The organism is Alginatibacterium sediminis (assembly GCF_003610775.1).
In the GTDB taxonomy this organism is placed as follows: Bacteria; Pseudomonadota; Gammaproteobacteria; order Enterobacterales; family Celerinatantimonadaceae; genus Alginatibacterium; species Alginatibacterium sediminis.
Genome location: NZ_RAQO01000005.1, coordinates 379,564 through 404,027, shown reverse-complemented (window position 1 = coordinate 404,027; position 24,464 = coordinate 379,564). Strand labels below are relative to the sequence as shown.

The window sequence follows — 24,464 nt, the reverse complement described above, 5'->3', positions numbered from 1 at the left end:
AACTCGCAAGGACGTGTAAAAACAACTGATATTACAAACAGAAACGGTCAATCCAAACTCAAAAAGGCTTTGAACACTGGTGTTCAAAGCCTTTGTTTGGTTCTGGTATTTGTTAGTTGGTCGCTGTTCCGCGATAGCTAGGGTGTGCCCCCAAAACAACTCGCTCAGCTTTTTGCGTATCAAAATCAGCCATACTGTATTCTTCTACGGCCCATGTATCATGACGGTCTAGTTTCCAAGTTCCTGCATTACGGTCGGTATAATTAGTCCATAAAGTTGGAAAAACGGCTGTACCATCACCGACGTACGGATCCATGCGGTCGGTACCCGAAAATGCTGTTGCTCCGACGGCTTTAATTGCAATTGCTGCCTGCTCACCCTGCACATTACGGGTGTACATGTCTTGAACTTGCGCTTTAGCACGCAGACGACGGTCAGTTGCACGAATAGAGGAATTGGCTTCAACTTTTTCGGCATCTTGGGTTAAATGATAATCGAAAGTTGGGTCGTTACTCATATAAGCTGCACCATCAACTTGATAAATCTTCATTTCGCCGGCGATGTATTCAACAACCGCTGAATTCCCATGCTTATCGTTAATTTGGAAATGAACCGGCGGCTTAATACTTTCACCTTCGTGCCCTTCTAAGTTGTAAACTTCAGTCCCAATCACATCGACGCCTTTGAGCCCAGCAATGGCCTCATCGACATTGGCAAAGTTATCGACTAAGAAACGCGGTACGTTAGTAGCGTCTACATTTTGAAAATCGGCAGTATCAGCTTGGAACTCAGTACCAGCACTAATGCCTAAATACAATAAATGAACTTCTAGGCCCTGCTCATTCATGGCCTCGGCTACAATACCGGGATTAAACGATTCAATTTTGAGCGCGGCATACTTAGAGGTAGTTTGTAAGCCATCGTTGTCGCTGTAGGAGTTGAGCATTCCGGCGCCGGTGCCAACGACTATCGCTTCATCGTTACCAGCCCAATCCATAGTCCGAGCCGAAATTGAAGTATCACCATTGTGATATGCAGCGGTGGTACATGCTTGAGAAACTCCAGTTCCAACGATACTCATGGTTGCGATTACGCTTGCAATTATTGTCTTGTTCATCGTGTCAGCCCTTGCTAAAAATTGGTCTACCGTTTTGGTCTGAACACATAGTATGTACAAATAGTCGATTGAACGAGTTGGTAACTATAGGAAAAACGAATATGTTAAAGAGAATATTAAGACAAGCATCAGCACTTAGTTCAGCAAGCCATCAATTAACTCATCAGCATGAGCATTAATATAGTCGATGTCGGCTAAGTACCCCAGGTGATGTCCATGTTCGACATTTTCTATAAAACAGCTTTCACCCGCGCTGGCTTGTTTTAGCATAAAATTGACTAAGGCTTGTAGTCGCTTCGCCATAAGCGAGGGTAAGCGGCGACGTTGTTTAGCATTTAGCCCATAATTGTCACAAAAGATCCGTGCTCGCCTAAGTTGCTGTGGCCAACGATTTAAACCAGTACCAATACTAGCGACTGTTCCGGTTTTTAAGGGAGCCCAACAATAAACTGCGTATGCGACATCCCATAAGCCGCTGCCAGGATGCGCGGTATCAAAATCAAACACGCCTACGACGAGCTCGCCGCGTAGTGCCACGTTGTAAGGAGAAAAGTCACCATGGCAGACAAGCTCTATAGGCTCATTGCTTTCTAACATCCATGGCAATGACTTATAATCAATTGTCTTTAAAAAGCTAGCGCTATGTTGGTGAAATTGTTTGAGTAATTTAGCGGCGCTTACCAGTGCAGTTTCGCTAGCTATCGGCCCCTGTAAGGGATAATTATAAACATCGCCATCAATAAAACTGAGGATCTCCTGACCTTGCTCAGATTGCCCTAAAAAGCGCGGGCTTTGGGTAAAACCTTGCGCTTGTAAATAGTTGAGCAAAAGATGCACAGAGTCTGACCAGCTATTCCATGGCCGATAAACACAGTCTTTTTCCAAATAAATAGCTTGCCTGCGACCACCACTAAGTTCAATCATTTATCGATTGCCTTAATCGCAGCAATTGCAGCTTGCACGCCTAAATACGGACTACTGTAGATTGGAATTTCACATTGGGTCGCTTCAACAGCGCCGGCCATTGAAGCTTGCGCAAGTACGATGGCATCATAGTCGCTCTGAACATTTAAAATAAGTGACCGGATTAATGCTAAAGACTCACCTTGCTGGCCACTCATATACATATCAAAAGCGCCGTCAATCACAGCCGTATCCATCGTAATCGTTTCACCTTGGTTTTGCGCAGATTGCGTTAGCAGTTGGCAAGTAGGCTCCAAAGTACTCGCCAATGTTGCCAATACCAGTAATCGCGAGTGCTTTACAGCTTGGTCAGCCATGGCGCGATCAATGCGCGAAATAGCATAGCCATAATCGCTGGCGGCTTGCTCAGCTATTTCTCCAATAGACGAGCAAGTGCACACCACCAGCTTGGCCTGCTGCTGCATCTGTTCCAAGGCAGCCAACATCGTTTGTTTAAGTCCCCTATCACAACCGTAAAGCTGGGCATGCTTTAGATAATCTGCTTCAACTCTATGCCCAACGTTTAAGGTCAGATTATCGTCACTGGCCAGCTTGTGGCTCAAGGCCTCAAAAGTGTTTACGTGCACCTGGCCCGTATGCAAATAGTAAATATCAAACACGATATATTTAACACTCCAAAACTACTCAAATAGTAAAATTACAAACTAGCAAAGCGTTGCTTTAGCTTTCGGCGCATTTCTATATGAAATTCATCATACTGAAAGCGCTTATGATAAATCATGTTGTAGCGGATTTTTTTGAGACCAAGTGGCATGGGTAGCACCTGTAGGCCTAGCGTTTCTCGCCACGCTAATGCTAAAGATTGCGGACAAGAGCCTATAAAGTCAGTTTTGGAACTGAGCATTAGAAGACTGGCTAATGAGCTGGTTTCAATGGCAATATTGCGCTGTTTTTGCGGACCGTCGGATAAAAACTCGACTGCGTTTTGACCATTGCGCCTTATTTTTAGCGCAATGTGCTGCTCTTGATAATAATGGTCAAGCGCTATGCTGCCGTTAATACGCGGATGATCAATACGGCAAACCGAAACGGCAGGCTCTTCAAATAAGGGCTCTACCACTAAGGCTGAGGATGTAACGCTTAAAACATCCAAGACCAAATCAACTTTTTGTTGAATCAAGTCATCAATTAACACGTCCTCTTCGAGCGGCGCTTCGTAGATCACTAGCCCATCAATATCATGGATGAATAGTTGCAAGTTCTCTCGGCAATAAAGAGTTAAGCTTTCAAAGCTCTCCCCTACGCTTTGCATGACCGTTAGCGGCTCTTCAATTTTATGAGCTAAAGCTATCGCAGAGCTAGTTGGCGAGATACCGCGGCCACTACGTACAAATAACTGCTTTCCAATCTGTACTTCGAGACGTTTAAGCGCGGCACTAATTGCCGGTTGCGACAATTCAAGCTCGTCAGCCGCTTTAGTGATAGAGCAGTGTTTGTATACGCTACTAAAGGTGCTTAATAGATTGAGATCCATAAACGTTTCCCCAGCCGGTTAATTTAGCTACGTTACCTGATTTAACTATATTTTAGAATGACCTAAGCCTTGTTAGACCGGCGACGATAAAGCAGACGATAGCCAAGGGCCAACAACAAGCAGATACTCGCGGGAACCATAAGACTATTGAACTGGAACGACGTAAATAGGCCAGCTCCTAAACTAGCACCACAAATAAAACCCAAAATGATGATTAGCAACAAGGTCATTTTCCGGCGATCTAAGTGCTCTCCCTTGAGAGAGCGACCAAGCATAATTCCAATATCTGTAAATAGACCCGTAACATGGGTAGTGCGAACAATGGCCCCACTATAAGTGGTGGCCATCGCGTTTTGCAATCCGCAGGCAGCCGATGCTAGATAGTGTCCCCAAAATGAGGACTCTGTGAGTAACAGCATGGCAACTAAAAGTAACAAACCTTCTATGAGCAACAATGAATCATAGTGCCGCCCCAGCTTTAATCCGCTAGATTCCAGCATCAGCCCAGACAAGGCACTACCAAGAACAAAACTCAACATGATCATCAACAGGTGCCAGGTATCACTGCTCCCCATGCCTACAAAACTTGTACCCACCAAGGTGGCCGTACCGCTCAAATGCGAAATTGATTGATGCTTAAAACCCAGTAGACCTATCGCGTTAACGCAGCCTGCGATAAAGGCTAATACAAATGCGCCAGATTCAACCCAGCGCGGTAGTTTTGAAATCACATTCTCTCCAGGTCATTGCCACGCTTTTTGCCTAAGTATACGCCGATAAAACTAAGCAATAAACGACATGACGCAATTCTAATCATTTGATTTTAATGTCTAATCGTTTTGGGGTTTCGGTGTATGCATGGCCATACACAATCTTGGGTTACTAGCTTTTGAAAGGTTTTCTAGTGATTGATTTACATGAGACCCAACCAATAAAGCGCTACTTTTCGCTTTCAAGCTACTTCATACCTAGCCCTTGTCGGGGATCAACATCAAATCTAATTTTGATGGTTACTATCAAATCAACAATTTAACCTTACTAATTGAAATTGGACGAGGGAGCACCAATGCAAGAGCTAATAGATCAATATACTGGGGTTGATGAAGATGGGCGTTTAACCCGGCAATTAATTACCCAAATGGAATTTGATACCACCATGCATGTCTTGAGCGAGTATCTTGCTGCTGGTACCAAGGTTACTGAACAAGGCGCAGCTACAGGGCGCTATTCATTAAAATTTGCCAGTATGGGTTGTGATACTACAGCAGTTGAGCTTGCTCCTGAACAAGTTAGCATCTTAAAGCGCAAGGCCAACGAACAAGGGTTACAACTGGATATTTACGAAGGTAATGCTTGTTCAGTCCCCTTTGTTGAAAGCAACTCGCAAGACGTCTGCGTGATTCTTGGTCCACTCTATCATTTGCAAACACAAATGCAGCGTGACCAGGCAATTCGCGAAGCACATCGAATCTTAAAACCAGATGGGATTATAGCTGTTGCCTATATTTCTCGTTTCTTTGTAGCTGGGATGTTCGCGCAGCAATCGGCGCAGCTTATTACACCTGATGTTCTAAGTACCTTGCTTGAGACAGGCTTAGTCCCAAGCAAGCTCGCTGATAGTTTCTTTAATGTTGGCTATTTTGCCACCCCCGCTGAAATGGAATCTTTGGTTGGCAAACATGGCTTTACCAAGCTGCGCCACGTATCCACCGATGGATTTGGCCGCTATATTTCATTTGGTGTAAACAACTTTACGCAAGCGCAATATCAAACCTGGTTGAACTATCATCTGAAGACCTGCGACGAGCCTTCGCTTTTAGGTTCAAGTAACCATGGTTTAATGTTAGCTAAAAAAAGTAACTCAGATAGGGTCTAAAACAAGACATAAAGCTGACAAGTTTGCTTTCTTCATTTATAGCGCAGCTTAGATGACCCTAATCCACTCGATTAGGGTCTGATTTATCATTTCGAACACGTATCCAAACTGGCAACAAAACGTTAATGCTCAATCCGAGCATAATTAAACCAGCTCCAAGAATCTCATTAAGCGCAAGCTGTTCGTCTAGCCACAGCGCTGAACTTGCAATACCAACCACAGGAATCAATAAAGCAAATGGAGTGACACTGGCTGCACTGTATTGCTTGAGCAGTTGTCCCCACAATGCAAAAGCCACCAGAGTCGAAATATAGGCCACATAACCAAGCGAGAGCCAGCTAGCAACATTACTTTGAGACAATAACTGCAAGGGCTGCTGACTTTCACTGAAATATGAGAGTAAAAACAGCGGCAAGGGAGGCACTAAGCTTACCCAAACCATAAAATGTAGAATATTAACACCCTGCATGCGCTTCATTATCAGATTTGAAAACGCCCAAAATAAAGCGGCACTTAAAATCAGCACTAGGCCTTTTTGGGTGATGTGCGCGGAGTCCTGTAGTGCAAATACCAGAAAACCCACCAGCGCGACCGCGATGCCGAACACTTGCCAGCGATTGAGCTTTTCACTAAAGATCCAATAACTTAAAGCAATGGTGAAAAAGACCTGCGCTTGTAAAATAAGAGATGACAAACCGGCACTAGCATCTTCTTGCATCGCTACAAACAACAAGCCAAATTTGAACACGCCTAAAAACAGTCCAACAGCTAACACGTTCCAAAATGAGGTTTTTGGCCGCGGCACAAAAAACACGGCAGGCAGTGCAACGACAGCAAAGCGCAGTCCTGAAAACAACAGTGGCGGAAGTTGTTCCAAACCCATTTTAATGACAGAAAAGTTAACCCCCCAAATCACCACCACTAGCAGCGCAAAGCATATATCTTTAGCTTTCACCGCTGTGCTCACCTTGCTGATAAACGCTTGGTTGCCATATTTGCATAAAGCGTTCTGGATTAGATAAGGGTTCAAATCCGAGTTTTTCATAAAGCCCATGCGCATCAGCCGTCGCAAGCACTAAACGACGCAAACCTTTAACCTCTGGTTGGTCAAGTATCTGTTGCACAATCGCTTTGCCTAATCCCTTGCCCTGGTGCTGTGGACTGACAAATACGTCAGCCAAATACGCAAAGGTAGCGCGATCAGTGATCAAACGCGCAAAGGCTAGCTGCTGCTGATTGCCATCAAATAAGGCAAAGCACCAAGAATTCTGCAGGGCTCGTTGGCATAGCTCTCGTGGCATACCTTTGGCCCAATAGCTTTGACTGATAAAGCTATAGATAAAATCAAAATCCATTTGATCTAAATCGCTACTAATTCGATAGTCCAATATAACCTCCCTAGGCTTACTCTAAAAATCGCTTTATCACTTGGCTTGTGCACGCAGTTCAACGAACTTGCTATCACCTTTAATCGCCCAATAACGCAAGGCATGACGAATCAACCATTTGCGCTCCTTATCCGCATCCAGCAACCAGCGCTCGCACAAGTCTAATACTAGCTGCGGGTGATCTTTGCCTATATCACCTAAGCTATTGGCTACGCTGCGACGAACATATAGGCTAGGGTCATCTTTTAAGGTCTCCAAAATTGGCAAAATCGGGCTTGGATCTTTGACAAAACTTTGGATGCGTTTGCCCCAAGGTAACTTAGGACGCGTACCTTCACTGCACAAGCGACGAATGTCGGGCTTGGGGTCATCTAACCAGGCTTCGAGTTTGGCTAAAGTACGCTGCGGATCTTGGATCAAAAATGGACGAATACAAAACTCTGCACTGAAATACTGGGTTAAGGTATATTGCGCTGCCATTGATAACTCGAAGGGATCTTGCTGGTCGTTAAACTGTGGTTCTAAACCATAGGTCGCGATAAAACTACTATGAGCCAAGTAGTAAAAAACAGCTAAACCTTGTTCCTCACTTTCATCGGGCAACGGTCCAAGCGACTCTAGCAGAACCTCTAAAGCTGCGGCATAAGGTTTGGGTAAGCACTGAAATAGGCAGACTGCAATATGCTCGCCGCGCTGCATCAGTGTTAATGGCTCCAAGCCATCATTGGCTTGCTGGCTGAACAGCTGTTGATCAAAGCTTGGATAAACCGCCGCAATGTTGACTGCCATGCAACTGATCACCTCAGGTGAAATGACGTTTTTAAGCGGTACACCTTTTTGTATCGACATCGGTGCTTTGGGGATTTTAGGGCGCTGCATACTGTCCATCCTTGGCTTTTTAGAGTGCAGTTTAAATCGATTTTGTGTATACGCGTATTCCTAAGTGACTCCAACAAGCTCAATCTAACGCGCAATTAACGCTTGCGCGGCTTGGCAAGTGTCAATAACTTGGTAACACTATATCTCAATCTTCTTCGTAATTAAGGCAAAATTTGACCACAACGAACGAGCAATGGTTACCCGCCAGTATCAAACTTAGTGTCGCATTTAGTGTGTTCTTAATTTTGCCTAGCTATCTTGACTCAGTGTCTCGATTATTTGAGCGCGACCTACTCAGTTTGAGTTATCTGGCGAGTATAGAACTTGCCGGATTTGCCTTTGCAACTATTCTCAGTTTTATACTTAGTAGTTACAGTTCGATAAAAATCAATGAAAGGCTGACGATCATGGTATTGATCGTCAGCCAACTGGCCAGTGCATGGTGTGATGATTTAAGCTTATTTGCCGCCTTGCGACTAATCGCAGGGCTCAGTGCTGGGCTAATCGCGATAAACAGCTTTGAGTCTTTAGCCCGCCAAAATAATCCTGATGCTGCCTTTGCTAAGGCAATTGCTACGCAAATGGCCTATGGTGCTGCCCTACTTTTTGGACTGCCAGCTCTAATTGATGTACTCGGTTTGAATGCAATATTTTTAGTATTTTCAATTTTAAGTTTCGGTTTATTAATACTGCCACAAACTCAGGAGCGGCGACGCCAATCAAGCCCAAATACCAAACAATCAGACGTCAGTGAAGATAATCGGAGCTTTATTATTGTGGGTCTGGTGGCCATTTTTTTAGTGATGGTCAGCCATTCGGGTACTTGGTCAATACTTGGTTTGGAAGCAAGCAAGTTGGGGATTAGCGCTCAAAACCAAGGCAATATTCTAGCCACTGGAACCTTATTCTCAATCGTAGGAGCCTTGCTGGCCAACTACTTTGCTGATTTTGAAAACAAACGCATGATTGTAATCATTGCTATCGTTTTACAAATGTTCGTTATTGAACTAATGATAGATGCAAAACACACTTGGCAATACGTGGGATCGGTATGTCTATTTATGTTGAATTGGAATTTTGTTCTGCCATACGTAATTGGCGCGCTTGCACGCATTGACTACAGCGGCCAAAGTTTACGCTTCGCCTTAGCGCTGCAAACCTTAGGGGCGGCCATTGGGCCTTCTGTTATTTTAGAAAACTGGCTTGAAACTGAACTGCAATTATTAATGCTGCTTAGTTTACTTGCCGTCTATCCGCTATTTATAAAACGCCACTTGCAAACGGGTAAGGCCCGCAAATAATCGGGCGAAAAAGACGTAAAAAAACCAGCTATATTACAGCTGGTTCGCATCTCAACGATAAGTTCAATCCAATTAAAAAGGCATGCTCATTATTTCTGACACTTCTAAACTGCCACCAATACCTAAAAACGGACAGGCTTTTGCGTCAGCCAATGCTTGGTCCATATCTTCTGCTTCGATAATCGTAAACCCTGACATCTGACAGGCGCTACCCGCTGTGGCACTTCCATCAGGCGCAATGGTTTGAGTACCTTTGAAAGGATTCGCTGGACTAACGGCGCGTTCACCAAGACCAGCCATCCAGACTTGGTATTTTTGCATATGCTGCTGACCTTCTTCAGGCGTTGAAGGCGGCTGACCGCCCGTATAAACAATTGCAAATTTAGGCATTCTAATTTCCCTGTGTGATATCACGTTCAATTAAGCTTAACATTAGTTTAACACTTATGCGCAATGGCTCAAGTTACGACTATGCAGCCCACCATTTATCCAAACACTGAAACAATGCCGATTCCAGTTCAACAAGTCTATTTGGTTGCTGTTCAATTAGCGCAGCAGACCACCCCTCATGTTTTGCAAAGCCTGCTAACATAGATTGATCCCATTCAGGATGAAACTGTAGCCCCAGATGCCGGTCTATTTCAAATCCCTGGCAGACACAATCCTTACTTGAACCCAAGGAAATTGAACCTAAAGGTTGATCAAATAGATAGTCGTGCCATAGGAATACCTGATCCAATTTAGATAAGGGCTTGAGAATATCATCTGGCTTGAGCTGGTTCATTTCTAGGTTTATCCAGCCGAGCTCAGATCGCTTTAGGCGAGTTATGTTAGCGCCCAATGCAAAGGCAAGCAGTTGAGCCCCTAAACAAATTCCAAAGACACTGACACCTTCGGTCAAACAGGCTTGCAACCATGCTTGCTCAGCCTCAAGCTCTGGATCACCAACATTACTCGGCCCACCTAGCAGCAGTAGTTTCTGATTACCGCTAAGGGTCGGAAAGCTTTGCTCTTGAAAGGCATATATTTCTTGTACTTCAATCCCACGAAGTTCACACCACTTGAGAATTCGACCTGGGTGTTCAAGTTCATTGTGACGCAAGATGGTCAAAGATTTAGTCGTCATTAAGTCCCTCGCTAAGCATGCTAAAGTGAATCAACAAGATGCATGCGCTGTTACTTAAAAACTGGTGTTCAAGACCTGCAGGAATACTTATTTGTTCACCCACAGCAAGGTCAAATTGTTGTTGATTTGCGCTAAGCATACATTGTCCTTGCAACACCGTAATGGTTTCTATCGCCTTGGCATGACACTCCAAGGGGTAAGTTTGCCCCTCGCCTAAGCGCAGTAGTAGCTGGGTTGAGTGAGCGCAGCTCGATAATTCGTAATCGCGGTCAATAGCAAGTGACTGGCCGATAGCCAATAGATTTATAACTTCCATTTATGATTTTTCTCAATTAAATAATATTGGATTTTTTGGAGTATAGCTTTTGTTTGGCTAGCTATGCTTGCAACTCGGGAAGAGCTGAAAACAACAACAGCATTAGTGCAACCGCAGGGGTGCGGCCTTGACCAAGACTTAGTGGGTAGGTGTAGTTAGTATTCATCGGCGAAATACTACCATTTAAGAAGACAAAACCAAGTCTAATTTGAATTAAGTCCAAAGCTGCGCGAGCCTAGTTTGCGTTTAACTAAACTCTCGGCCTCAAGTACATGAGTATCAGGCGTGTTAATTTCAAATGCTTGGAGTACAGTAAACTGATAATTGATGAAGGCATCAGGATTACGTACAAGCCGCTCAACTAATAGTTTGTTCCCGCCATGGCCATTACTCGTATAGCTTAACCATCGTTGCCATAATCCCCCAGATCCGATAGCGGCCCCCACATATTGGTTACCATCACTAAGATCCAATATTAAATAAACCGCTTTTATCTGACTCAATGCATCTCGCCAGCTAAAATCCATAGAGTGTTGAATCTGTAGCAGGTCTTGGTAGCTAAGTACAAACTCGAGAACACCTCGATACTCCAAACGATTTACCACAGCTTCGGCCTTAGCTGGAAATTTAGTTTTATATAGAGATGCAGATTGCTTATCACTCAGTTCTAAACTATCAATACTGCTGTACTGTTGATAGGAGTGGCCAGGACCCGTAATACTAACCTGAGCACTGCTATCATGTTCATGTTTAAGCAAGAACTTGGCGGCAGCTAGATTTGCTCCAGGCAAACTAGCGTATTTACTAGTTTTTGAGGTGTTTCGAACTCTATATATCACTTCAAAATTATTGTTGGCCATCTCTACACTCTCACTCGCCTATAGTAGAATCGAGATACTTCATACGAAGTTGCTGCCATTTCGCCTTCCCTAAGCGTTCTTGAAATAAAAGAGCAGACGCGCTATCAAAGTCGCCTTGTTGATCAAATTCCAGCTGTGTTACTAAGTGATCGAGTTGGAATCCCTTAGCGGTCAATGATGTATCTAAGGCATGCCAAAATGCAGCGCCTTTTAGATAGAATAAAGGATAGTACTGATAAAGATGCTTTTGAGCGACCAAATGGTTTGCCTCTAATAAGCCTATATTAGCGAAAGGGAATTGTTTTGATTGCAACTCCCAAGCGAACACGGGCCGGTCAAACTCGTACTCGGTGCCGAACAAGGACTTTTGTGCATAGTATTCCGCCAAGCTTTCGTTAGCCCAGAGGCTATTGGGATACTGGACGATAAAATGGAGAGCTTCATGGGCACTAATTTTAAGCAAATGCGCGAAACTTTTATCTGCAATAGCACCTTTGGTCACGGGAACATTGACCAACAAGCTCTCGTTGCCAGCAAGCCCTGAGACCGATCCGGAGCTTTGTTCCCGGCTAAGATAAACAAAGTTCCAATCAGCTGACTCTTGTTCTGCGAAAACCTGTTGTAAGTAATTAAGTTGCGACTGTAGGCGCGGTATCCATCGTTGTGAAGATTCGAAAAGAAACTCCAGATTAGTGCTGATGTTCACTTGGTTTTCAGCGAGCTGTATATGTTTGACCGCAAGTCCCCATACTATCAATAACGGGGCTTCATCAACTGTCGGTAATACTTGGCAGTGTTCGCCTGCAATACAAAGCTCCACTTCATAGTTGCCCTTGATTCGTGGTAGAGAATTCCATTCACTTAAAAAATACCAACCTTGCTGCGCATCAAAGCTATCTTGTTGTTGGGAAAGGTCTATACCAAGTTCACTCACACTTTCAAAGTTAAGCCACCAAAAAACAGACTCGCATTGTTGCTCCTCTTGGTATGCCAACTTAATGACTTGCTCTGAGTTCAGTTTACAAAAAAGCTGTGGTGTAAAAGAGTCCCCCATACTACGAGCAGCTTCAAAGTTCACAGTATCAAAGCTGCGTGTATCGAGTTCTACTTTTGCTTTAGCGGCATCATTTGGATCAATTTGTAAGTCGTAGACTAGCGCCGCATTCACTCCAGTCATCATTGATAATAAAGATACCCAAAGTATCCAAAACACAAGCTTATGCATTCGCAATTTTAACATCCTTGTTGGATTTGATGGGTCAGTATAACTGGGCAATTACCCAAAAACCTTTGACGACAGACAAGAAAACCGAATCCAAGTTTTTTCGCGAGATGAACTCGAGTTGTTCTGAAAATAGTTAACGATAATGATTGCCAAGTTGCGACTGACTGTTAATATTATTCGCCGTTTTATTGCTAAGCACTTACTTTCAAAGGAAAATAATATGTTGAATGGACTCAACAAACTAGGCCTGGTATTGACTGCTCTACTGCTCAGTCAGTCTCCTGCCTTTGCTGAAAAAGGACAAGACCATCCTGTTATAAGCCGCATGCCTGGCGCAACTATCGATCACTATGCCCAGCTCGACTATGAAGAAATGCAGCTAATTCTAAGTAAACCCTATAAAAAAAATGGTCAATGGATAGCTGACAAAACAAAGCCTGTTGCTGGCAAGCTTACCTATATTCACTACGAGCTTCCGAATAAGTACTCTGCTTTACAAACCTTCCGTAATTATCAAAAACTAGCCAAGCGTGAGGGGATGCAAACCTTGTATAGTTGCGACCGTCCTTGCCCAAACACTAATTTAAGTAATCTTGACGACCTGATTCAAAACAACAATGATTTTTACATCAACGGCAACAAACAAAATCAATATATGGTTGCCAAAAAAGGGAATCTATATTTTTTCGTTTTCGTTAATGATATGAATGGAACCAACGTCTTCCAGTTCATTATTGAAGAGGATAGTCTTGATGACGGTTTGTTATCTTCAATGGCGTCAAGTATCGTCATGGATGGTAAAATTGATCTTTACGGTCTGTATTTTGACAGTGGTAAATCGACCTTAAAATCTAACTCTAAAGCCCAATTATCGGAACTTGCAGAGTTGTTATCTGACTATCCTGATCTTAAATTAGATATTGTAGGTCACACTGACTCTGTGGGTTCAGGCGATCAAAACAAAAAGCTAAGCAACGCTCGGGCCGCTGCCGTACTACAAGCACTAGTCAACGATTATGGCATTGAGAGCTCTCGCCTTGATAGCCTCGGCCGCGGTGAAGCAAGACCGATTGCCAGCAATGACAACGCCGAAGGTCGGGCTAAAAACCGCCGCGTTGAACTTGTTGCTCTAAATCCAGAAGTCATAGGTAGTGCGCCACAAGCCAATGACAGTTCAAATAAAACGTCAGCAACATCGAGCAGTTCAGAAAAACAAGAAAAGAGCGAGAGCGAGCTTGACGTTATTCTAGATAACGCCGAAAAAGTAAGTAAAATCGGCAGCGCACTTAAAAGCTTGTTCTAAAGCAGTTAAGCTTTAGCTGCCGTTAAAAACGGCAGCTTTACCCTCTTTGCATAGCTCCAAAAAACCATACCTTTTGCTCATTTTTCTAGCGGTCGCGTTTACAATTTCTTGGCCGGTATCTATAGATTTTAGTTTCGGAAGTACCTTTAATAGGCAAAAGTCAGGCTTTGCCCTAGAATATTACCTTGCAACCAAACAAAGCGTAAGGAGGGAACCAATGCTTCTCAACACCCCCATTTGTGATTTTGGCTGGAAAGCACCCAATTTTACCCTTTCAGACCCTAGCGGTAATCAGTTCACCATGATCGACAATTTAGGCGACAAAGGCTTAGTGATCGCATTTATATGCAATCATTGCCCTTATGTTAAAGCCATTGCCGACAGACTCGCATTGGACGCCAGCATACTTATAGATGAAGGTATTAATGTAGTGGCCGTTATGTCTAATGATTACCGCGATTACAGTGCTGATAATCCAGAGAATATGGCCATATTTGCCGCCCAGCATAGTTTCCCATTTTTATATCTGGTAGATGAAGACCAAAGCGTTGGGAAAGCTTACGGTGCTATTTGCACACCAGATTTCTTTGGTCTAAATCACCTTGGCCAGCTTCAATATCGAGGCCGAATTGATGATGCTCAAATGGGTGACGCTAGCAAGCGAAGTCCTGAACTGCTTGACGCAATGCGACTGGTCGCCCAAACCGGGCGTGGTCCTAAACAACAAACAGCTAGCATGGGCTGTTCAATTAAATGGCGAGACTAAAAATGGTAGTTGGCGCTTAAGCGCCGAGTAGATGTTGGTGTTTTAGGTTTTTGTAGTTCAGAGCCATTAGCAAACAAGGGACAATTACAGCGGTATCTATAGCGTTGTCTAAACTTAGCCGTATTTCACGATTGCCATGAAACTCTAAGTCATCGGGATATAGTTCGCGAAAAGTATCGACCAGTTTAGTTTGGCAGTTGAAATAAATACTAATGTGATTTGGATACTTTGGTTTCCAATCAATGCGGATCGGGCTGGAATGGGGAGTACCATAACTGAGTTCACCCCACTTGAGGTTTTCGCTAACTTCACCAAGTCCATAAGTAAGCGATATGTCAAAAATAAGTGCTTTAAGCTGCTCTAAGGCAGCTTTTGCAGTCGCTGGATAATTTGCCACCTTTTGTTCGAAAAGACTCATGGGCATTCCCTGGCCGCTTGGTATTAGCTCGATATTTTTAAACCAACAATCCCTAGCACAATAAAACTTAAACTAAGCATACGTACTAAATTTGCAGGCTCATTAAACATAACCACCCCAAGGATCACTGTACCAATGGTGCCAATGCCAACCCAAACAGCATACGCCGTCCCTACAGGTAGACTATTCATCGATAAACCTAAGAGCACAAAACTTACGATCAAACAGCTTAAAGTTGCGACACTTGGCCAAAACTGGGTAAACCCTTGGGTATATTTAAGTCCAATTGCCCAAGCAATTTCAAACAAGCCAGCAAAAAACAACACTATCCACGCCATATTAAAACCTTACTTAACAGCGAGGCCGTCCTCGTTAATGGTTACGAGCGGTAAGGTCGTCCCTACTTCGAATGTACGGTGGTTAATCTCTAGCTTACCGTCACAACGTCGTTATACCATAAACGTTTACCGAGATAATTTACTTAAGCGGTGAAGTTGGCCGCAACTACAACAAAAAATCTAGATGAGGTTCAGCGCTTATTGCCCCATCCTGCCCAAGGATCTGCACGCCCTGTACTACTAACTTCGGCCGACTTAGCTGGTTTGCTTTGCGACTTGAGCTTAGGCTTAGGCTTTAACTTAGTCTTGGAATTTTCGTTATTCTGCGGTTTATGTTTAGGTTTATGAGCCGATTTAGAATAGTTCAAATCAGACTCTGGTAAATCCTTTAGAACCATAAACTCAGGAATTTGGCGGCGCTCAATCTCTTGCCCAAGTTTTCTCTCAACCGCGCAAAGACGTTTAAAATCGTCTCGTGAGACTAGCGATACAGCTTCACCTGAGGCGCCAGCTCGTCCGGTGCGGCCAATACGATGAATGTAATCGTCAACGTCGTCAGGTAAGTCATAATTGACCACCGTGGATAAGTCTTCTATATCTATCCCTCGCGCCGCAACGCCGGTGGCAACCAACAAGCTTATTTTACCTGACTTAAAGTCTTCTAGGATGCGGCTCCGAACACTTTGACTTCGCCCACTATGAATCGACTCGGCACTAATCCCCCGCTTTTCTAACTGACTGACTAACTTTGCAGCTCCGGCTTTAGTGCGGATAAAAATAAGGGCTTGAGGCCATTTTAAGTCACTAATCAAATGACTAATTAGCGCTGATTTCTTTTCTTTATCAACAGCAACTAACCACTGCGAAATTTTTGGCGTTGAATTTTTGTTCGCACTAATGCTGATTTCAACTGGATTTGAAATGGCAGTTTTAGCAAGCGACTTTACTTCCTTCGAGAGCGTTGCTGAAAACAGCAAGTTTTGCCTGATCTTTGGCAGGCGGTCAATAATTTTATTGATGTCACCAATAAAGCCCATATCAAGCATACGGTCAGCTTCATCAAGAACCAAAAATTCTAATTCGTCAAAGTACAAAGCCCGTTGGTGTGCCAAATCAAGCAATCGGCCCGGTGTCGCAACTAAAATATCAACGCCGTCAATCAACGCCTGCTTTTGCGGCTCAGAGTCTAAGCCTCCGACCATAACCATTGAACGCAGTTCAAGATGCTTGGCATAGGTTTGGATATTGCTCTCAACTTGCATCGCCAATTCGCGGGTTGGTACCAATACCAACGCTCGAATGCGCTTTGAGCGACGAGTTCGCTCAGTGTTTAAACGCTCTAGTATTGGCAATACAAAACTTGCGGTTTTACCGGTACCCGTTTGAGCACTAACAACCGCATCTTTTCCCGATAAAACAACAGGGATTGTTTTGCTCTGCACAGGAGTAGGCTCGGAGTAGCCTTGTTCGTCTAGGGCTTTTAGGATTGAGCTACACAGCCCAAGCTTGGAAAATGACATAGTTAGTCTCGAAAATTAGGAAATTTGCCCACAAAAACTCAAAATAAGCTTAAGCCAACAGTGCAATATCGTAGCAACCGCCTAATATAGCACATTCGAGAAGAAAACCCTTGGTATCAGCTCGCAAGCCAGCTGATACAGACCATAGTGGATACTGCTTTGTCCTTTTTATGGCTGGGGTTAACTTAAGGTTGCCAAGGAGAACAAATATCAACTAAGCAATTGTCGGGGTCTTTACATAAAAAACGTCGTTGGCCATAGAATTCGTTACGTGGCTCTGACACCAATGGCACGCCCATTTCTTGAGCGCGTTGAAAGCTCGTGTTGACATCGTTGACCACAAAAGTGAGATACATGCCCGTTGGCTGTTGTTGGTACTCTAAGGGCACAAGATCATGATAGCGATCGATAATTCCTAATTCGATCTCACTATTTTCCGCAGAGCACAACTGAACATACCAATCACTTTCAAACTTCACGTCTAAGTTTAACAATTCGACATAAAATCGTTTACTAGCTTGTAAGTCCGACGAACAAATATTTGGCAAAATTTTCATGCATATGCTCCACGAGAAAGTATTGTTTAGGGTTGTTTATCGAATTGTTTGACGCCATCAGGAATTTCAACCCAGTCCAGCTTTTCGCAAACCCAAAAGTGCGCAGTAGGTTTGAATAAACTGTCGTCGCTAAGGCCCATTGGCTTAAGTTTCAATTTCACTGTACTTAGATCTTGGGGATTATAATGATAAATCCTATTTCCACATCCTGGACAGAATGCGGCAGTATTGGAATTACCGCTATCGGCGGTACGAGTCCATTCGTTTAGCTTGCCACTAAACTCAATATCCTCACTGGCGACAATGCCGGTAATGCTAAATGGGCTAGTAGCCAGTTTCTGACAGGCTTGACAATGACAGGCAACGACCATTTTAGGCGCTGCTTTTAACGAATATTTAACTTGCCCACATTGGCACGAGGCTTCAATTGGAAATTCCATGTTAGCTATCCTTGCTGAGTTTGAAGTCAGACTATAACAACCATTAAAGCTAATTGAGAAGCCCTCAATGTTTAATTTTTGTTAATCATTGAAAATTCCAATCAACTGACATTAAGAATATCCGAACAGCCTCTTCCATTCTCGGTGCTTAGCTTTAGGTAAAAAGCTCCAAGCAACAAAACGACTCACTTTATTACCTTGCGCCATATCAACGATTCGATGTTCGACCACTCCGGCTTTCACCAAGGCTTCAGTGATCGCCTTTAAGTTATCTTGCTTAGATACCAAACTGGTAAACCATAGAACATTACTTTGGAAGTCACTACTTTCGGTGATCATAGTTCGGATAAAGGCTAGTTCACCGCCTTTGCACCAAAGCTCATTGCTTTGTCCACCAAAATTTAATGCGCTTGAGTTAGTCGTTGGTTTTAAGCCAGATTGGCTCAAATTTTTACTTTTACGCTCACTTCCAGCTTTAGCCTCAGCTGCGCTGGCATGAAAAGGAGGATTACACAGGCTTATATCAAAATAGTCATCACTTTGGATTATGCTTTTAAATATATGCTGTTGTTTACGCTGTAATCGGAGCTCTATAAGTTTGGAGAACTTCGGATTCGCATCCAAATTTGCTTGAGCTTGGACTAAAGATTTGGGGTCGATATCGCTACCAACAAAACTCCAAGCATATTGCCCAACCCCTAACAAAGGGTAAACACAATTAGCACCGACACCAACGTCCAAAGCCCGAATTGATTTGTTTTGATAGGCTTTGGATCCGTAACTGTGCTCGAGTAAGTCACCTAAATAATGTAGATAATCCGCGCGACCAGGTATCGGGGGGCACAAATTGTTCTCACTAATAGTCCAGTTTTCAACACCGTAAAAACAAGCCAACAAACTTCGATTAAGTTCGAGCACTGCTTTTGGCTGAGCAAAGTCAATGGTAAGATCGCCACGCGGGCTCGCCTTTATATAGGCTTGTAACGCTGAATTGAAACTAACCAAGCGCTCAAAGTCATAGCGTTCAAGGTGCTGACTACGTGGATGCAGTAGGGTTTTACTATTATTTGGGGGCTGCTTATTGTGGGTCATTCTCTTAAGCCTTGTTGAAGATTCGCGCACGTTATCACTATTTGAAAGCCGCATCAGTAAAAATAGCATTTCAGGAGCAGTATTGAGCTTTTTTACTGTTATAAATCATTGCTGCTGCCCTGGCTGCTGATTACAATACGCTTTTGTTTTCAGACAGACGCCATTTTGACTTTTCACAGCGCAGCAAATGTTATTGTTCTCGACTTCGAAACCACCGGTTTATCGCCAACTCAAGGCGACCGAGCAATTGAGATTGGGGCGGTTAAAATTGAATCGGGGCAAATAACTGATACTTTTTCACGTTTAATGAACCCCGGCTTTCGAGTCAGTTCGTTTATCGAGAACTACACCGGTATCAGTAATCATATGTTACTTGGTGAGGACGAATGCGCAGCGGTTATGGATGAGTTCGCCGACTTTATTGGTGACATGCCCTTGGTAGCGCACAACGCATCTTTTGACAAACGCTTTTTAGATGCCGAATTAGATGCAATTCAACGTACTTACCCGGGGATTTTTGCTTGCTCAATGTTGATTGCACGAAGACTATACCCGAATGCACCTAACCACAAATTAGGTAGCCTAATTGATTACAAAAACATTGCCCATGACGGCGTTTTTCACAGAGCCTTAGCCGATAGTGAAATGACAGCCAAACTTTGGTTATCCATGCTCGAAGATCTAAATCTGACATATCAAATTGAAAACCCTAGTTTCAAATTGATGCAAAGACTCGCTAGAACGCCCAAAAAAGATATATCGCGTTTTCTCAGTTCCCAATTGCCAGCATAATACCTTTAGAAATACCATAAGCTTATTAAACGGCGAACCAAAACAAAACTAGTTGTAATTTCTGGTACAAAAAAGCCTCCACTGTGGGAGGCTAGTATAGTCAAAAGTTTTGTACTGATAACAATAGTTTATTCGTACTCTGAAGAATATGTTTCTGAATACGAGTGAGAATAAAGCTCAAAAAGATTTCCAAACGGGTCTTCTAGATAAACCATTTTGTATGGGCGATTTTCGTCTTCAGGATGATAACGCATAGTGTCCATTCGGGCTTTACCGCCGTATTGCTCTACTCGCTTAATCACACCCTCAAAATCATCAGTTTCCAAACAATAATGGAAGATCCCAATTTTAGTGAAATCGACATTATGTTTTTCTTCACGGTCAATCATTTCGAATAGTTCGAAACCAACACCATCGCTTGTGACTAGGTGTGCAATATTGAAACCTTTGAAGCCTTCTCCAAACACGGCTATACACATCGCACCAATTGCAGATTCTTTCTCTTCAACGACTGCAGATTTACCCATAACAGTTTTAAGACCTAAAGCTTTAGTATAAAACTCAACCGCTTTGTCCATATCGCCGACCATAATGCCTACATGACTCATTTTCATATTGTTCTCACTTAACGTATTAGTTGCTTGCTTTGATGAGTTCAGTATAGGTACAAATGTGAATCACAGGAAATTATCAAGCCTTATACATTTGATAAATTTACGTTATACAACCTTAATGAACGCAAGCAAAGGCCTTGATCAATACCTAAGTTTTGTCTTCATCTAAACGTTCTAATAAAACTTGATTTTGTTGCGTCGTTTTCTCTACCAATTCAGCGGTGATTTTAAGACTAGAGGCAAGCTGGTTAACATGACTAGTAACGGTAATGATCGACCGGCTAGTTGGAGCAAGTACCCCAAAATAGATCGCGAGTATTGAAGCAATGATAATTAAAACTAAAGCGACCAAAATAATTATCACCCACAATTGGATCTTTTGGGAAAGATTATCGGCTAAGCTTACGATTGGCTTGGCGCTTTGCTCTAGCGTTTTTGGCACCTGCTGCAAGCTTGCATTAAGCTGCGTACTCAATTGCTCAATTGCTAAAAACGTTTTATCAAGTTGCGCTTGCTCCTCTACACTCAACTCTGGATCATTTGCCAACATCTCCATGCTTGTTGCAATATTAGTTAAGGCTTGAGCTGCTTGCTGCGCTGCTTTGTCAATTCCGACAACTTCGAGGTTCAACTGCAAGTTAATCTGGGGCTTATTTGTTTCAGTACTGTTTTCTATCGCATCTTGTGCAGCACTTAAGGGGAATACTAGACTTAGTAAACCGATAAGTAAGACCTTTTCGAAAATTGCTAACATATTGTTTCCCTACAATAATTTGGCTCTATTAGATTCAAGTTAAATGATCATGCGCTTGGCTTAACCCATAAGAATGCTTGATCAAAGCGTAGTAAGCGTCTATTGAGATTTGTTTAGTTAGTGGCGAATAAGCAAAGACAGCGCTGATGACTTTAGTTAAAAGCTCATCAATGCGCTACAGCCTTACCAATACCCGCCCTGTTATTTTTCCTTTAACAATTTTTTGTGCATATTCGGCAACTTGTTCAAGCGTGATACTCTCGCAGGCTTCTTGATAAAAACGATTGGGAAGTAAAGCCAATACTTGCTCCCAAGCTGCAACACGCTTCTCATAGGGACACGACACAGAATCAATCCCAAGTATGCTCACACCTCGTAAAATAAAAGGCATCACCGTTGTCGGCAGGGCGTATCCTCCAGCTAAACCACAGATTGCAGCCGCACCTCCATACTGCATTTGGGCAAGGGCAGTGGCGAGCACTTTATTGCCAACCGTATCCACCACGCCAGCCCAACGTTGTTTTTCTAACGGTCTAGCGTCGATTTCCAATTCACTGCGATCAATTACCGAACTGGCACCTAGCGCCTTCAAATAACTGCCATTTTGCTCAACGCGACCAGAGCTGGCAACCACGCTATAGCCAAGTTGCGTTAATAAAGTCACTGCGACGCTACCCACTCCACCGCTTGCACCAGTAACCAAAACATCACCGTCGCTAGGTTTAAGACCCGCCGTTTGCAGCGCCTGTACACATAGCATCGCGGTTAATCCTGCAGTACCGATTTTCATCGCTTTTTGGTCATCACAGCTGCTTGGCATTGGTACTAGCCAATCTGCTTTAACTCGCGCTTTTTGCGCTAATCCACCCCAATGGTTCTCACCTACGCCCCATCCGGTCAAAATTACTTTATCACCTGTTTGATAGCGCTTGTCACTTGACTCAAGTACCTCTCCTGCGAAATCTATACCAGGAACCATCGGAAAATTGCGGATGATTTTACCTAGTCCAGTCACTGCAAGCCCATCCTTATAGTTAATCGATGAACAAGCGACACGCACCAATACTTCACCATCAGGCAAATCACTTTCTTGGATTTGACGAACTTCAGCGAAGGTGGCTTTTTCTTCTTGAGTCAAAACGAGAGCATTAAACATGAGTATTCCAATCGGCAAGGATAAGCTCAGCATAAGCCATAACGAGATATCGGCAAATTGAAATTAGGACTAGACGAGGTTCGAGTTAAAAAGGGCTTGTACAATTACGCCATTTAGAAACAAAAAAAGCGCGTCATTTAACGCGCTTTGTTTAGGTTTTTTCGGTATTAAACTAAAGCTTAAAGCTCCCAACCATGGTATCGAGTCGCTCAGACAAATCACGAAGTTCGTTACTTGCTTGGGCTAGCTGCTCGGCGGTGGTGGTTGTCACTTCATTAATTGCATTAATTTCATCAATGTTTTGGTTAATGGTATGCACCACTGTCGATTGTTCTTCGGTTGCTGTAGCAACCTGTGTATTTCGGTCCGATATATCAACGATTCTATCTGAAATGGTCTCTAATACATGAACCGCCTCATCTGAAGAAGAAACCCCTTCTAAAGTAACTGACTTACCTTTCTCCATGGCCTCAACTGCATCTTTGGCATCACCCTGAAGTTGATTGATCATCTTCTGGATTTCTTCTGTGGAGTCGGCGGTGCGGCTAGCTAAATTGCGGACTTCATCAGCAACCACGGCAAAACCGCGACCTTGCTCTCCAGCACGAGCAGCCTCAATTGCAGCATTTAGTGCTAACAAGTTCGTTTGCTCGGATATACCGCGAATCACCTCGAGTATGGAACCTATATCTTGAGTTGTGCTTGCTAAGTGCTGCACCACCTGACCGGTGCCTTCGATATCTGCGGCTAAGCGTCCTATCGCATCTTTAGCTTGGCTGACCACTGCCCGGCCTTGCTGAGTATTATCTGAGGCTGTGTTTGCTGTTTCTGCTGCTGTTGCCGCATTGGACGCGATTTCACTAATTGTGGCTCCCATCTCATTAATAGCAGCAACTACCTGAATGGTTTGATCGCGTTGCTCATGGCTATTATCACGGGTGATATTGGCTTTATTAGAAACACCTTCGGAGGCGATTTGTAAAGCCTGGCTAGTCGCCGAAACCTCTTTCATCGACTCATGGATTTTTTCTATAAATCCGTTGAATCCTTGTGACAATTGAGCGATCTCGTCATTACCTTTAACCTCAATACGCTGTGACAAGTCGCCATCGCCTTTGCCTAAATCGGAAAAACGATGCGCTATTAGTCGAATAGGATTGGTGATGCTGTTGGCTAAAATAACCCCTAAAAGCACAAAGCCGAGAGCAACAACAATGGTAATGATTAACATGGTTCGGGCACTTGCGTTTAATTCCTCAAATACCTCGTCTACAGGTACAACTCCAACCACAAACCAGTCCATTGATGGCACGTAATTACTAGCCAAAAATACGTCTTTACCTTCAACTACAGCTGGAACTAGGTTAAAGCTATTTTTACTCAAAAGCTGCCCAACATCTGCATCATAGATATCTGAGAGGTTTTTCTTAAGCTGGGATTCTTGGCGATGGATTTGCACCCCACCTTCAGAGTCGGTTAGAAACACATAGCCCGTTTTTTCAATTTCGAATCCATTAAGCATAGCGATCATATCGTCTAGGGTTTTTGACAAGCCCGACAATGCAATCCCGTTCACTTGCTGAAAATTTGCAAACATCTTAGTTTTTTCTGTCGATGAGTGATACACACTCACCGTTGTTTCTAGGCCGGAATTAACCAAGGCAAAAAACCAGCCATCTCTTTCTGGCGACATCTGACGTAAGAAACCTTTTTGGTTCCAATAATTAGCCGTTTTTCTGTTGGCTATAGATGCATCACTTAATTGATACTGATCTTTAAGGTTTTGCAGTTCTTTAACTAATTGAGCTTCACTAGCAGCATCTAGTTTTGTGGCAGAGATTGCCTGTTTTACATATTCATTGTTCGCCAGTTGCTCAGACGCTTGAAGTAATTGAACAACCTCTTTATCAATCTCCATATTGATTTGTTCAAGCATCATTGGCAGCTCAATTGTCATCAATCGTTGAGTTTGAGAATTGCGCGCTTGAGAATGCGCCATCCAACCGACGATAATGGTTGAGGCTAAAACCGCAAATGCAATTCCAGTTACGACTTTTTGCTTGATACTCATTGAGCTTAATTTGAACATGCTTTTCTTTCTTCTTTGAATGACTGGGGATCGAAAACTATCGATATATAGGTTGAAGCATAACGTAAGTTAGGTTTTT

The 24,464-nt window shown here is 43.4% G+C and carries 28 protein-coding genes; 5 read left to right on the top strand and 23 right to left on the bottom strand.

What is annotated here, in order from left to right:
• Positions 1-112: 112 nt before the first annotated feature.
• From DBZ36_RS10260 to DBZ36_RS10240, 5 genes are all read right to left on the bottom strand, one after another.
• The gene (locus DBZ36_RS10260; RefSeq protein WP_120354850.1) at positions 113-1,117 is read right to left on the bottom strand and encodes a linear amide C-N hydrolase; all 1,005 of its coding nucleotides are present in this window, start codon (positions 1,115-1,117) and stop codon (positions 113-115) included.
• A 135-nt stretch (positions 1,118-1,252) separates the two neighbouring features.
• Complete coding sequence (locus DBZ36_RS10255) at positions 1,253-2,041, bottom strand: phosphotransferase (protein WP_120354849.1); 789 nt, start codon at positions 2,039-2,041, stop codon at positions 1,253-1,255.
• Complete coding sequence (locus DBZ36_RS10250) at positions 2,038-2,700, bottom strand: amino-acid racemase (protein WP_120354848.1); 663 nt, start codon at positions 2,698-2,700, stop codon at positions 2,038-2,040. Before DBZ36_RS10250 ends, DBZ36_RS10255 begins: the two co-directional genes overlap by 4 nt.
• A 38-nt stretch (positions 2,701-2,738) precedes the next feature.
• Positions 2,739-3,575, bottom strand: coding sequence for a LysR family transcriptional regulator (locus DBZ36_RS10245; protein WP_120354847.1), 837 nt, complete (start codon positions 3,573-3,575; stop codon positions 2,739-2,741).
• A gap of 62 nt (positions 3,576-3,637) precedes the next feature.
• A complete protein-coding gene (locus DBZ36_RS10240) occupies positions 3,638-4,306 on the bottom strand; it encodes a YoaK family protein (protein ID WP_120354846.1) in 669 nt (222 codons plus the stop codon).
• A gap of 335 nt (positions 4,307-4,641) precedes the next feature.
• Here DBZ36_RS10240 and DBZ36_RS10235 point away from each other — a divergent pair, with 335 nt between their 5' ends.
• Complete coding sequence (locus DBZ36_RS10235) at positions 4,642-5,451, top strand: class I SAM-dependent methyltransferase (protein ID WP_120354845.1); 810 nt, start codon at positions 4,642-4,644, stop codon at positions 5,449-5,451.
• Positions 5,452-5,509: 58 nt separating this feature from the next.
• Here the strand turns inward: DBZ36_RS10235 and DBZ36_RS10230 are convergent, their stop codons facing one another.
• The 3 genes from DBZ36_RS10230 to DBZ36_RS10220 are packed head-to-tail and all read right to left on the bottom strand — an operon-like array spanning position 5,510 to position 7,718.
• Entirely contained in the window at positions 5,510-6,406 is an 897-nt protein-coding gene (locus tag DBZ36_RS10230) for an EamA family transporter (RefSeq protein WP_233558122.1), read from the bottom strand.
• On the bottom strand, positions 6,396-6,839 hold the full coding sequence (locus DBZ36_RS10225) for a GNAT family N-acetyltransferase (protein WP_233558121.1): 444 nt from the start codon (positions 6,837-6,839) through the stop codon (positions 6,396-6,398). The genes DBZ36_RS10230 and DBZ36_RS10225 overlap by 11 nt, the downstream gene beginning before the upstream one ends.
• A gap of 36 nt (positions 6,840-6,875) precedes the next feature.
• A complete protein-coding gene (locus DBZ36_RS10220; RefSeq protein ID WP_120354842.1) occupies positions 6,876-7,718 on the bottom strand; it encodes a DNA alkylation repair protein in 843 nt (280 codons plus the stop codon).
• Positions 7,719-7,891: 173 nt separating this feature from the next.
• On the opposite strand from DBZ36_RS10220, the gene DBZ36_RS10215 reads away from it, so the two are divergent.
• Positions 7,892-9,019 carry an MFS transporter gene (locus DBZ36_RS10215; protein WP_120354841.1) on the top strand — a complete coding sequence of 376 codons (1,128 nt, stop codon included), beginning with the start codon at positions 7,892-7,894 and terminating at the stop codon, positions 9,017-9,019.
• Positions 9,020-9,091: 72 nt separating this feature from the next.
• Here the strand turns inward: DBZ36_RS10215 and DBZ36_RS10210 are convergent, their stop codons facing one another.
• The 5 genes from DBZ36_RS10210 to DBZ36_RS10190 all read right to left on the bottom strand — a co-directional run bounded on the left by DBZ36_RS10210 (position 9,092) and on the right by DBZ36_RS10190 (position 12,546).
• Positions 9,092-9,409, bottom strand: coding sequence for a YciI family protein (locus tag DBZ36_RS10210; RefSeq protein ID WP_120354840.1), 318 nt, complete (start codon positions 9,407-9,409; stop codon positions 9,092-9,094).
• Between the two features lie 79 nt (positions 9,410-9,488).
• The gene (locus tag DBZ36_RS10205) at positions 9,489-10,145 is read right to left on the bottom strand and encodes a type 1 glutamine amidotransferase (RefSeq protein ID WP_120354839.1); all 657 of its coding nucleotides are present in this window, start codon (positions 10,143-10,145) and stop codon (positions 9,489-9,491) included.
• The gene (locus DBZ36_RS10200; RefSeq protein ID WP_120354838.1) at positions 10,135-10,461 is read right to left on the bottom strand and encodes a cupin domain-containing protein; all 327 of its coding nucleotides are present in this window, start codon (positions 10,459-10,461) and stop codon (positions 10,135-10,137) included. Before DBZ36_RS10200 ends, DBZ36_RS10205 begins: the two co-directional genes overlap by 11 nt.
• Before the next feature lie 203 nt (positions 10,462-10,664).
• Positions 10,665-11,321 carry a GIY-YIG nuclease family protein gene (locus DBZ36_RS10195; protein ID WP_120354837.1) on the bottom strand — a complete coding sequence of 219 codons (657 nt, stop codon included), beginning with the start codon at positions 11,319-11,321 and terminating at the stop codon, positions 10,665-10,667.
• Positions 11,322-11,331: 10 nt separating this feature from the next.
• A complete protein-coding gene (locus tag DBZ36_RS10190; RefSeq protein ID WP_120354836.1) occupies positions 11,332-12,546 on the bottom strand; it encodes a hypothetical protein in 1,215 nt (404 codons plus the stop codon).
• A 220-nt stretch (positions 12,547-12,766) separates the two neighbouring features.
• Between DBZ36_RS10190 and DBZ36_RS10185 the strand changes: the two genes are divergently transcribed.
• Both DBZ36_RS10185 and DBZ36_RS10180 read left to right on the top strand, forming a co-directional pair.
• Positions 12,767-13,849: an OmpA family protein gene (locus tag DBZ36_RS10185; protein ID WP_158589070.1), complete on the top strand. Its 1,083-nt coding sequence runs from the start codon at positions 12,767-12,769 to the stop codon at positions 13,847-13,849.
• A 217-nt stretch (positions 13,850-14,066) separates the two neighbouring features.
• Positions 14,067-14,615 (top strand): thioredoxin family protein, encoded by a 549-nt coding sequence (locus DBZ36_RS10180; protein ID WP_120354834.1) that lies wholly within the window; start codon positions 14,067-14,069, stop codon positions 14,613-14,615.
• Between the two features lie 16 nt (positions 14,616-14,631).
• On the opposite strand, the gene DBZ36_RS10175 is transcribed toward DBZ36_RS10180, so the two are convergent.
• From DBZ36_RS10175 to rlmF, 6 genes are all read right to left on the bottom strand, one after another.
• Complete coding sequence (locus DBZ36_RS10175) at positions 14,632-15,033, bottom strand: DUF1801 domain-containing protein (RefSeq protein WP_120354833.1); 402 nt, start codon at positions 15,031-15,033, stop codon at positions 14,632-14,634.
• Positions 15,034-15,056: 23 nt separating this feature from the next.
• The gene (gene sugE / locus DBZ36_RS10170; RefSeq protein WP_120354832.1) at positions 15,057-15,371 is read right to left on the bottom strand and encodes a quaternary ammonium compound efflux SMR transporter SugE; all 315 of its coding nucleotides are present in this window, start codon (positions 15,369-15,371) and stop codon (positions 15,057-15,059) included.
• A 191-nt stretch (positions 15,372-15,562) separates the two neighbouring features.
• A complete protein-coding gene (locus DBZ36_RS10165; protein ID WP_120354831.1) occupies positions 15,563-16,891 on the bottom strand; it encodes a DEAD/DEAH box helicase in 1,329 nt (442 codons plus the stop codon).
• 185 nt (positions 16,892-17,076) lie between these two features.
• Positions 17,077-17,448 carry a VOC family protein gene (locus DBZ36_RS10160; protein ID WP_120354830.1) on the bottom strand — a complete coding sequence of 124 codons (372 nt, stop codon included), beginning with the start codon at positions 17,446-17,448 and terminating at the stop codon, positions 17,077-17,079.
• Between the two features lie 26 nt (positions 17,449-17,474).
• Positions 17,475-17,888, bottom strand: coding sequence for a GFA family protein (locus DBZ36_RS10155; protein ID WP_120354829.1), 414 nt, complete (start codon positions 17,886-17,888; stop codon positions 17,475-17,477).
• A gap of 111 nt (positions 17,889-17,999) precedes the next feature.
• A complete protein-coding gene (rlmF, locus tag DBZ36_RS10150; RefSeq protein WP_120354828.1) occupies positions 18,000-18,980 on the bottom strand; it encodes a 23S rRNA (adenine(1618)-N(6))-methyltransferase RlmF in 981 nt (326 codons plus the stop codon).
• A gap of 165 nt (positions 18,981-19,145) precedes the next feature.
• Here rlmF and DBZ36_RS10145 point away from each other — a divergent pair, with 165 nt between their 5' ends.
• Complete coding sequence (locus DBZ36_RS10145; protein WP_120354977.1) at positions 19,146-19,772, top strand: 3'-5' exonuclease; 627 nt, start codon at positions 19,146-19,148, stop codon at positions 19,770-19,772.
• Between the two features lie 128 nt (positions 19,773-19,900).
• On the opposite strand, the gene DBZ36_RS10140 is transcribed toward DBZ36_RS10145, so the two are convergent.
• From DBZ36_RS10140 to DBZ36_RS10125, 4 genes are all read right to left on the bottom strand, one after another.
• Positions 19,901-20,386 (bottom strand): VOC family protein, encoded by a 486-nt coding sequence (locus DBZ36_RS10140; RefSeq protein WP_120354827.1) that lies wholly within the window; start codon positions 20,384-20,386, stop codon positions 19,901-19,903.
• A 148-nt stretch (positions 20,387-20,534) separates the two neighbouring features.
• Positions 20,535-21,140 (bottom strand): hypothetical protein, encoded by a 606-nt coding sequence (locus DBZ36_RS10135; protein ID WP_120354826.1) that lies wholly within the window; start codon positions 21,138-21,140, stop codon positions 20,535-20,537.
• Positions 21,141-21,315: 175 nt separating this feature from the next.
• On the bottom strand, positions 21,316-22,296 hold the full coding sequence (acuI, locus tag DBZ36_RS10130) for an acrylyl-CoA reductase (NADPH) (protein WP_120354825.1): 981 nt from the start codon (positions 22,294-22,296) through the stop codon (positions 21,316-21,318).
• A 172-nt stretch (positions 22,297-22,468) separates the two neighbouring features.
• A complete protein-coding gene (locus tag DBZ36_RS10125; protein WP_120354824.1) occupies positions 22,469-24,385 on the bottom strand; it encodes a methyl-accepting chemotaxis protein in 1,917 nt (638 codons plus the stop codon).
• Positions 24,386-24,464 lie beyond the last annotated feature (79 nt).

Coding starts and splice junctions, on each gene's coding strand:
- DBZ36_RS10260 (WP_120354850.1), bottom strand. CDS start 1,117: ATGAACAAGACAATAATTGCAAGCGTAATCGCAACCATGAGTATCGTT.
- DBZ36_RS10255 (WP_120354849.1), bottom strand. CDS start 2,041: ATGATTGAACTTAGTGGTGGTCGCAGGCAAGCTATTTATTTGGAAAAA.
- DBZ36_RS10245 (WP_120354847.1), bottom strand. CDS start 3,575: ATGGATCTCAATCTATTAAGCACCTTTAGTAGCGTATACAAACACTGC.
- DBZ36_RS10235 (WP_120354845.1), top strand. CDS start 4,642: ATGCAAGAGCTAATAGATCAATATACTGGGGTTGATGAAGATGGGCGT.
- DBZ36_RS10220 (WP_120354842.1), bottom strand. CDS start 7,718: ATGCAGCGCCCTAAAATCCCCAAAGCACCGATGTCGATACAAAAAGGT.
- DBZ36_RS10210 (WP_120354840.1), bottom strand. CDS start 9,409: ATGCCTAAATTTGCAATTGTTTATACGGGCGGTCAGCCGCCTTCAACG.
- DBZ36_RS10205 (WP_120354839.1), bottom strand. CDS start 10,145: ATGACGACTAAATCTTTGACCATCTTGCGTCACAATGAACTTGAACAC.
- DBZ36_RS10200 (WP_120354838.1), bottom strand. CDS start 10,461: ATGGAAGTTATAAATCTATTGGCTATCGGCCAGTCACTTGCTATTGAC.
- DBZ36_RS10195 (WP_120354837.1), bottom strand. CDS start 11,321: ATGGCCAACAATAATTTTGAAGTGATATATAGAGTTCGAAACACCTCA.
- DBZ36_RS10190 (WP_120354836.1), bottom strand. CDS start 12,546: ATGCATAAGCTTGTGTTTTGGATACTTTGGGTATCTTTATTATCAATG.
- DBZ36_RS10185 (WP_158589070.1), top strand. CDS start 12,767: ATGTTGAATGGACTCAACAAACTAGGCCTGGTATTGACTGCTCTACTG.
- DBZ36_RS10180 (WP_120354834.1), top strand. CDS start 14,067: ATGCTTCTCAACACCCCCATTTGTGATTTTGGCTGGAAAGCACCCAAT.
- DBZ36_RS10175 (WP_120354833.1), bottom strand. CDS start 15,033: ATGAGTCTTTTCGAACAAAAGGTGGCAAATTATCCAGCGACTGCAAAA.
- sugE (WP_120354832.1), bottom strand. CDS start 15,371: ATGGCGTGGATAGTGTTGTTTTTTGCTGGCTTGTTTGAAATTGCTTGG.
- DBZ36_RS10165 (WP_120354831.1), bottom strand. CDS start 16,891: ATGTCATTTTCCAAGCTTGGGCTGTGTAGCTCAATCCTAAAAGCCCTA.
- DBZ36_RS10160 (WP_120354830.1), bottom strand. CDS start 17,448: ATGAAAATTTTGCCAAATATTTGTTCGTCGGACTTACAAGCTAGTAAA.
- DBZ36_RS10155 (WP_120354829.1), bottom strand. CDS start 17,888: ATGGAATTTCCAATTGAAGCCTCGTGCCAATGTGGGCAAGTTAAATAT.
- rlmF (WP_120354828.1), bottom strand. CDS start 18,980: ATGACCCACAATAAGCAGCCCCCAAATAATAGTAAAACCCTACTGCAT.
- DBZ36_RS10140 (WP_120354827.1), bottom strand. CDS start 20,386: ATGAAAATGAGTCATGTAGGCATTATGGTCGGCGATATGGACAAAGCG.
- DBZ36_RS10135 (WP_120354826.1), bottom strand. CDS start 21,140: ATGTTAGCAATTTTCGAAAAGGTCTTACTTATCGGTTTACTAAGTCTA.
- acuI (WP_120354825.1), bottom strand. CDS start 22,296: ATGTTTAATGCTCTCGTTTTGACTCAAGAAGAAAAAGCCACCTTCGCT.
- DBZ36_RS10125 (WP_120354824.1), bottom strand. CDS start 24,385: ATGTTCAAATTAAGCTCAATGAGTATCAAGCAAAAAGTCGTAACTGGA.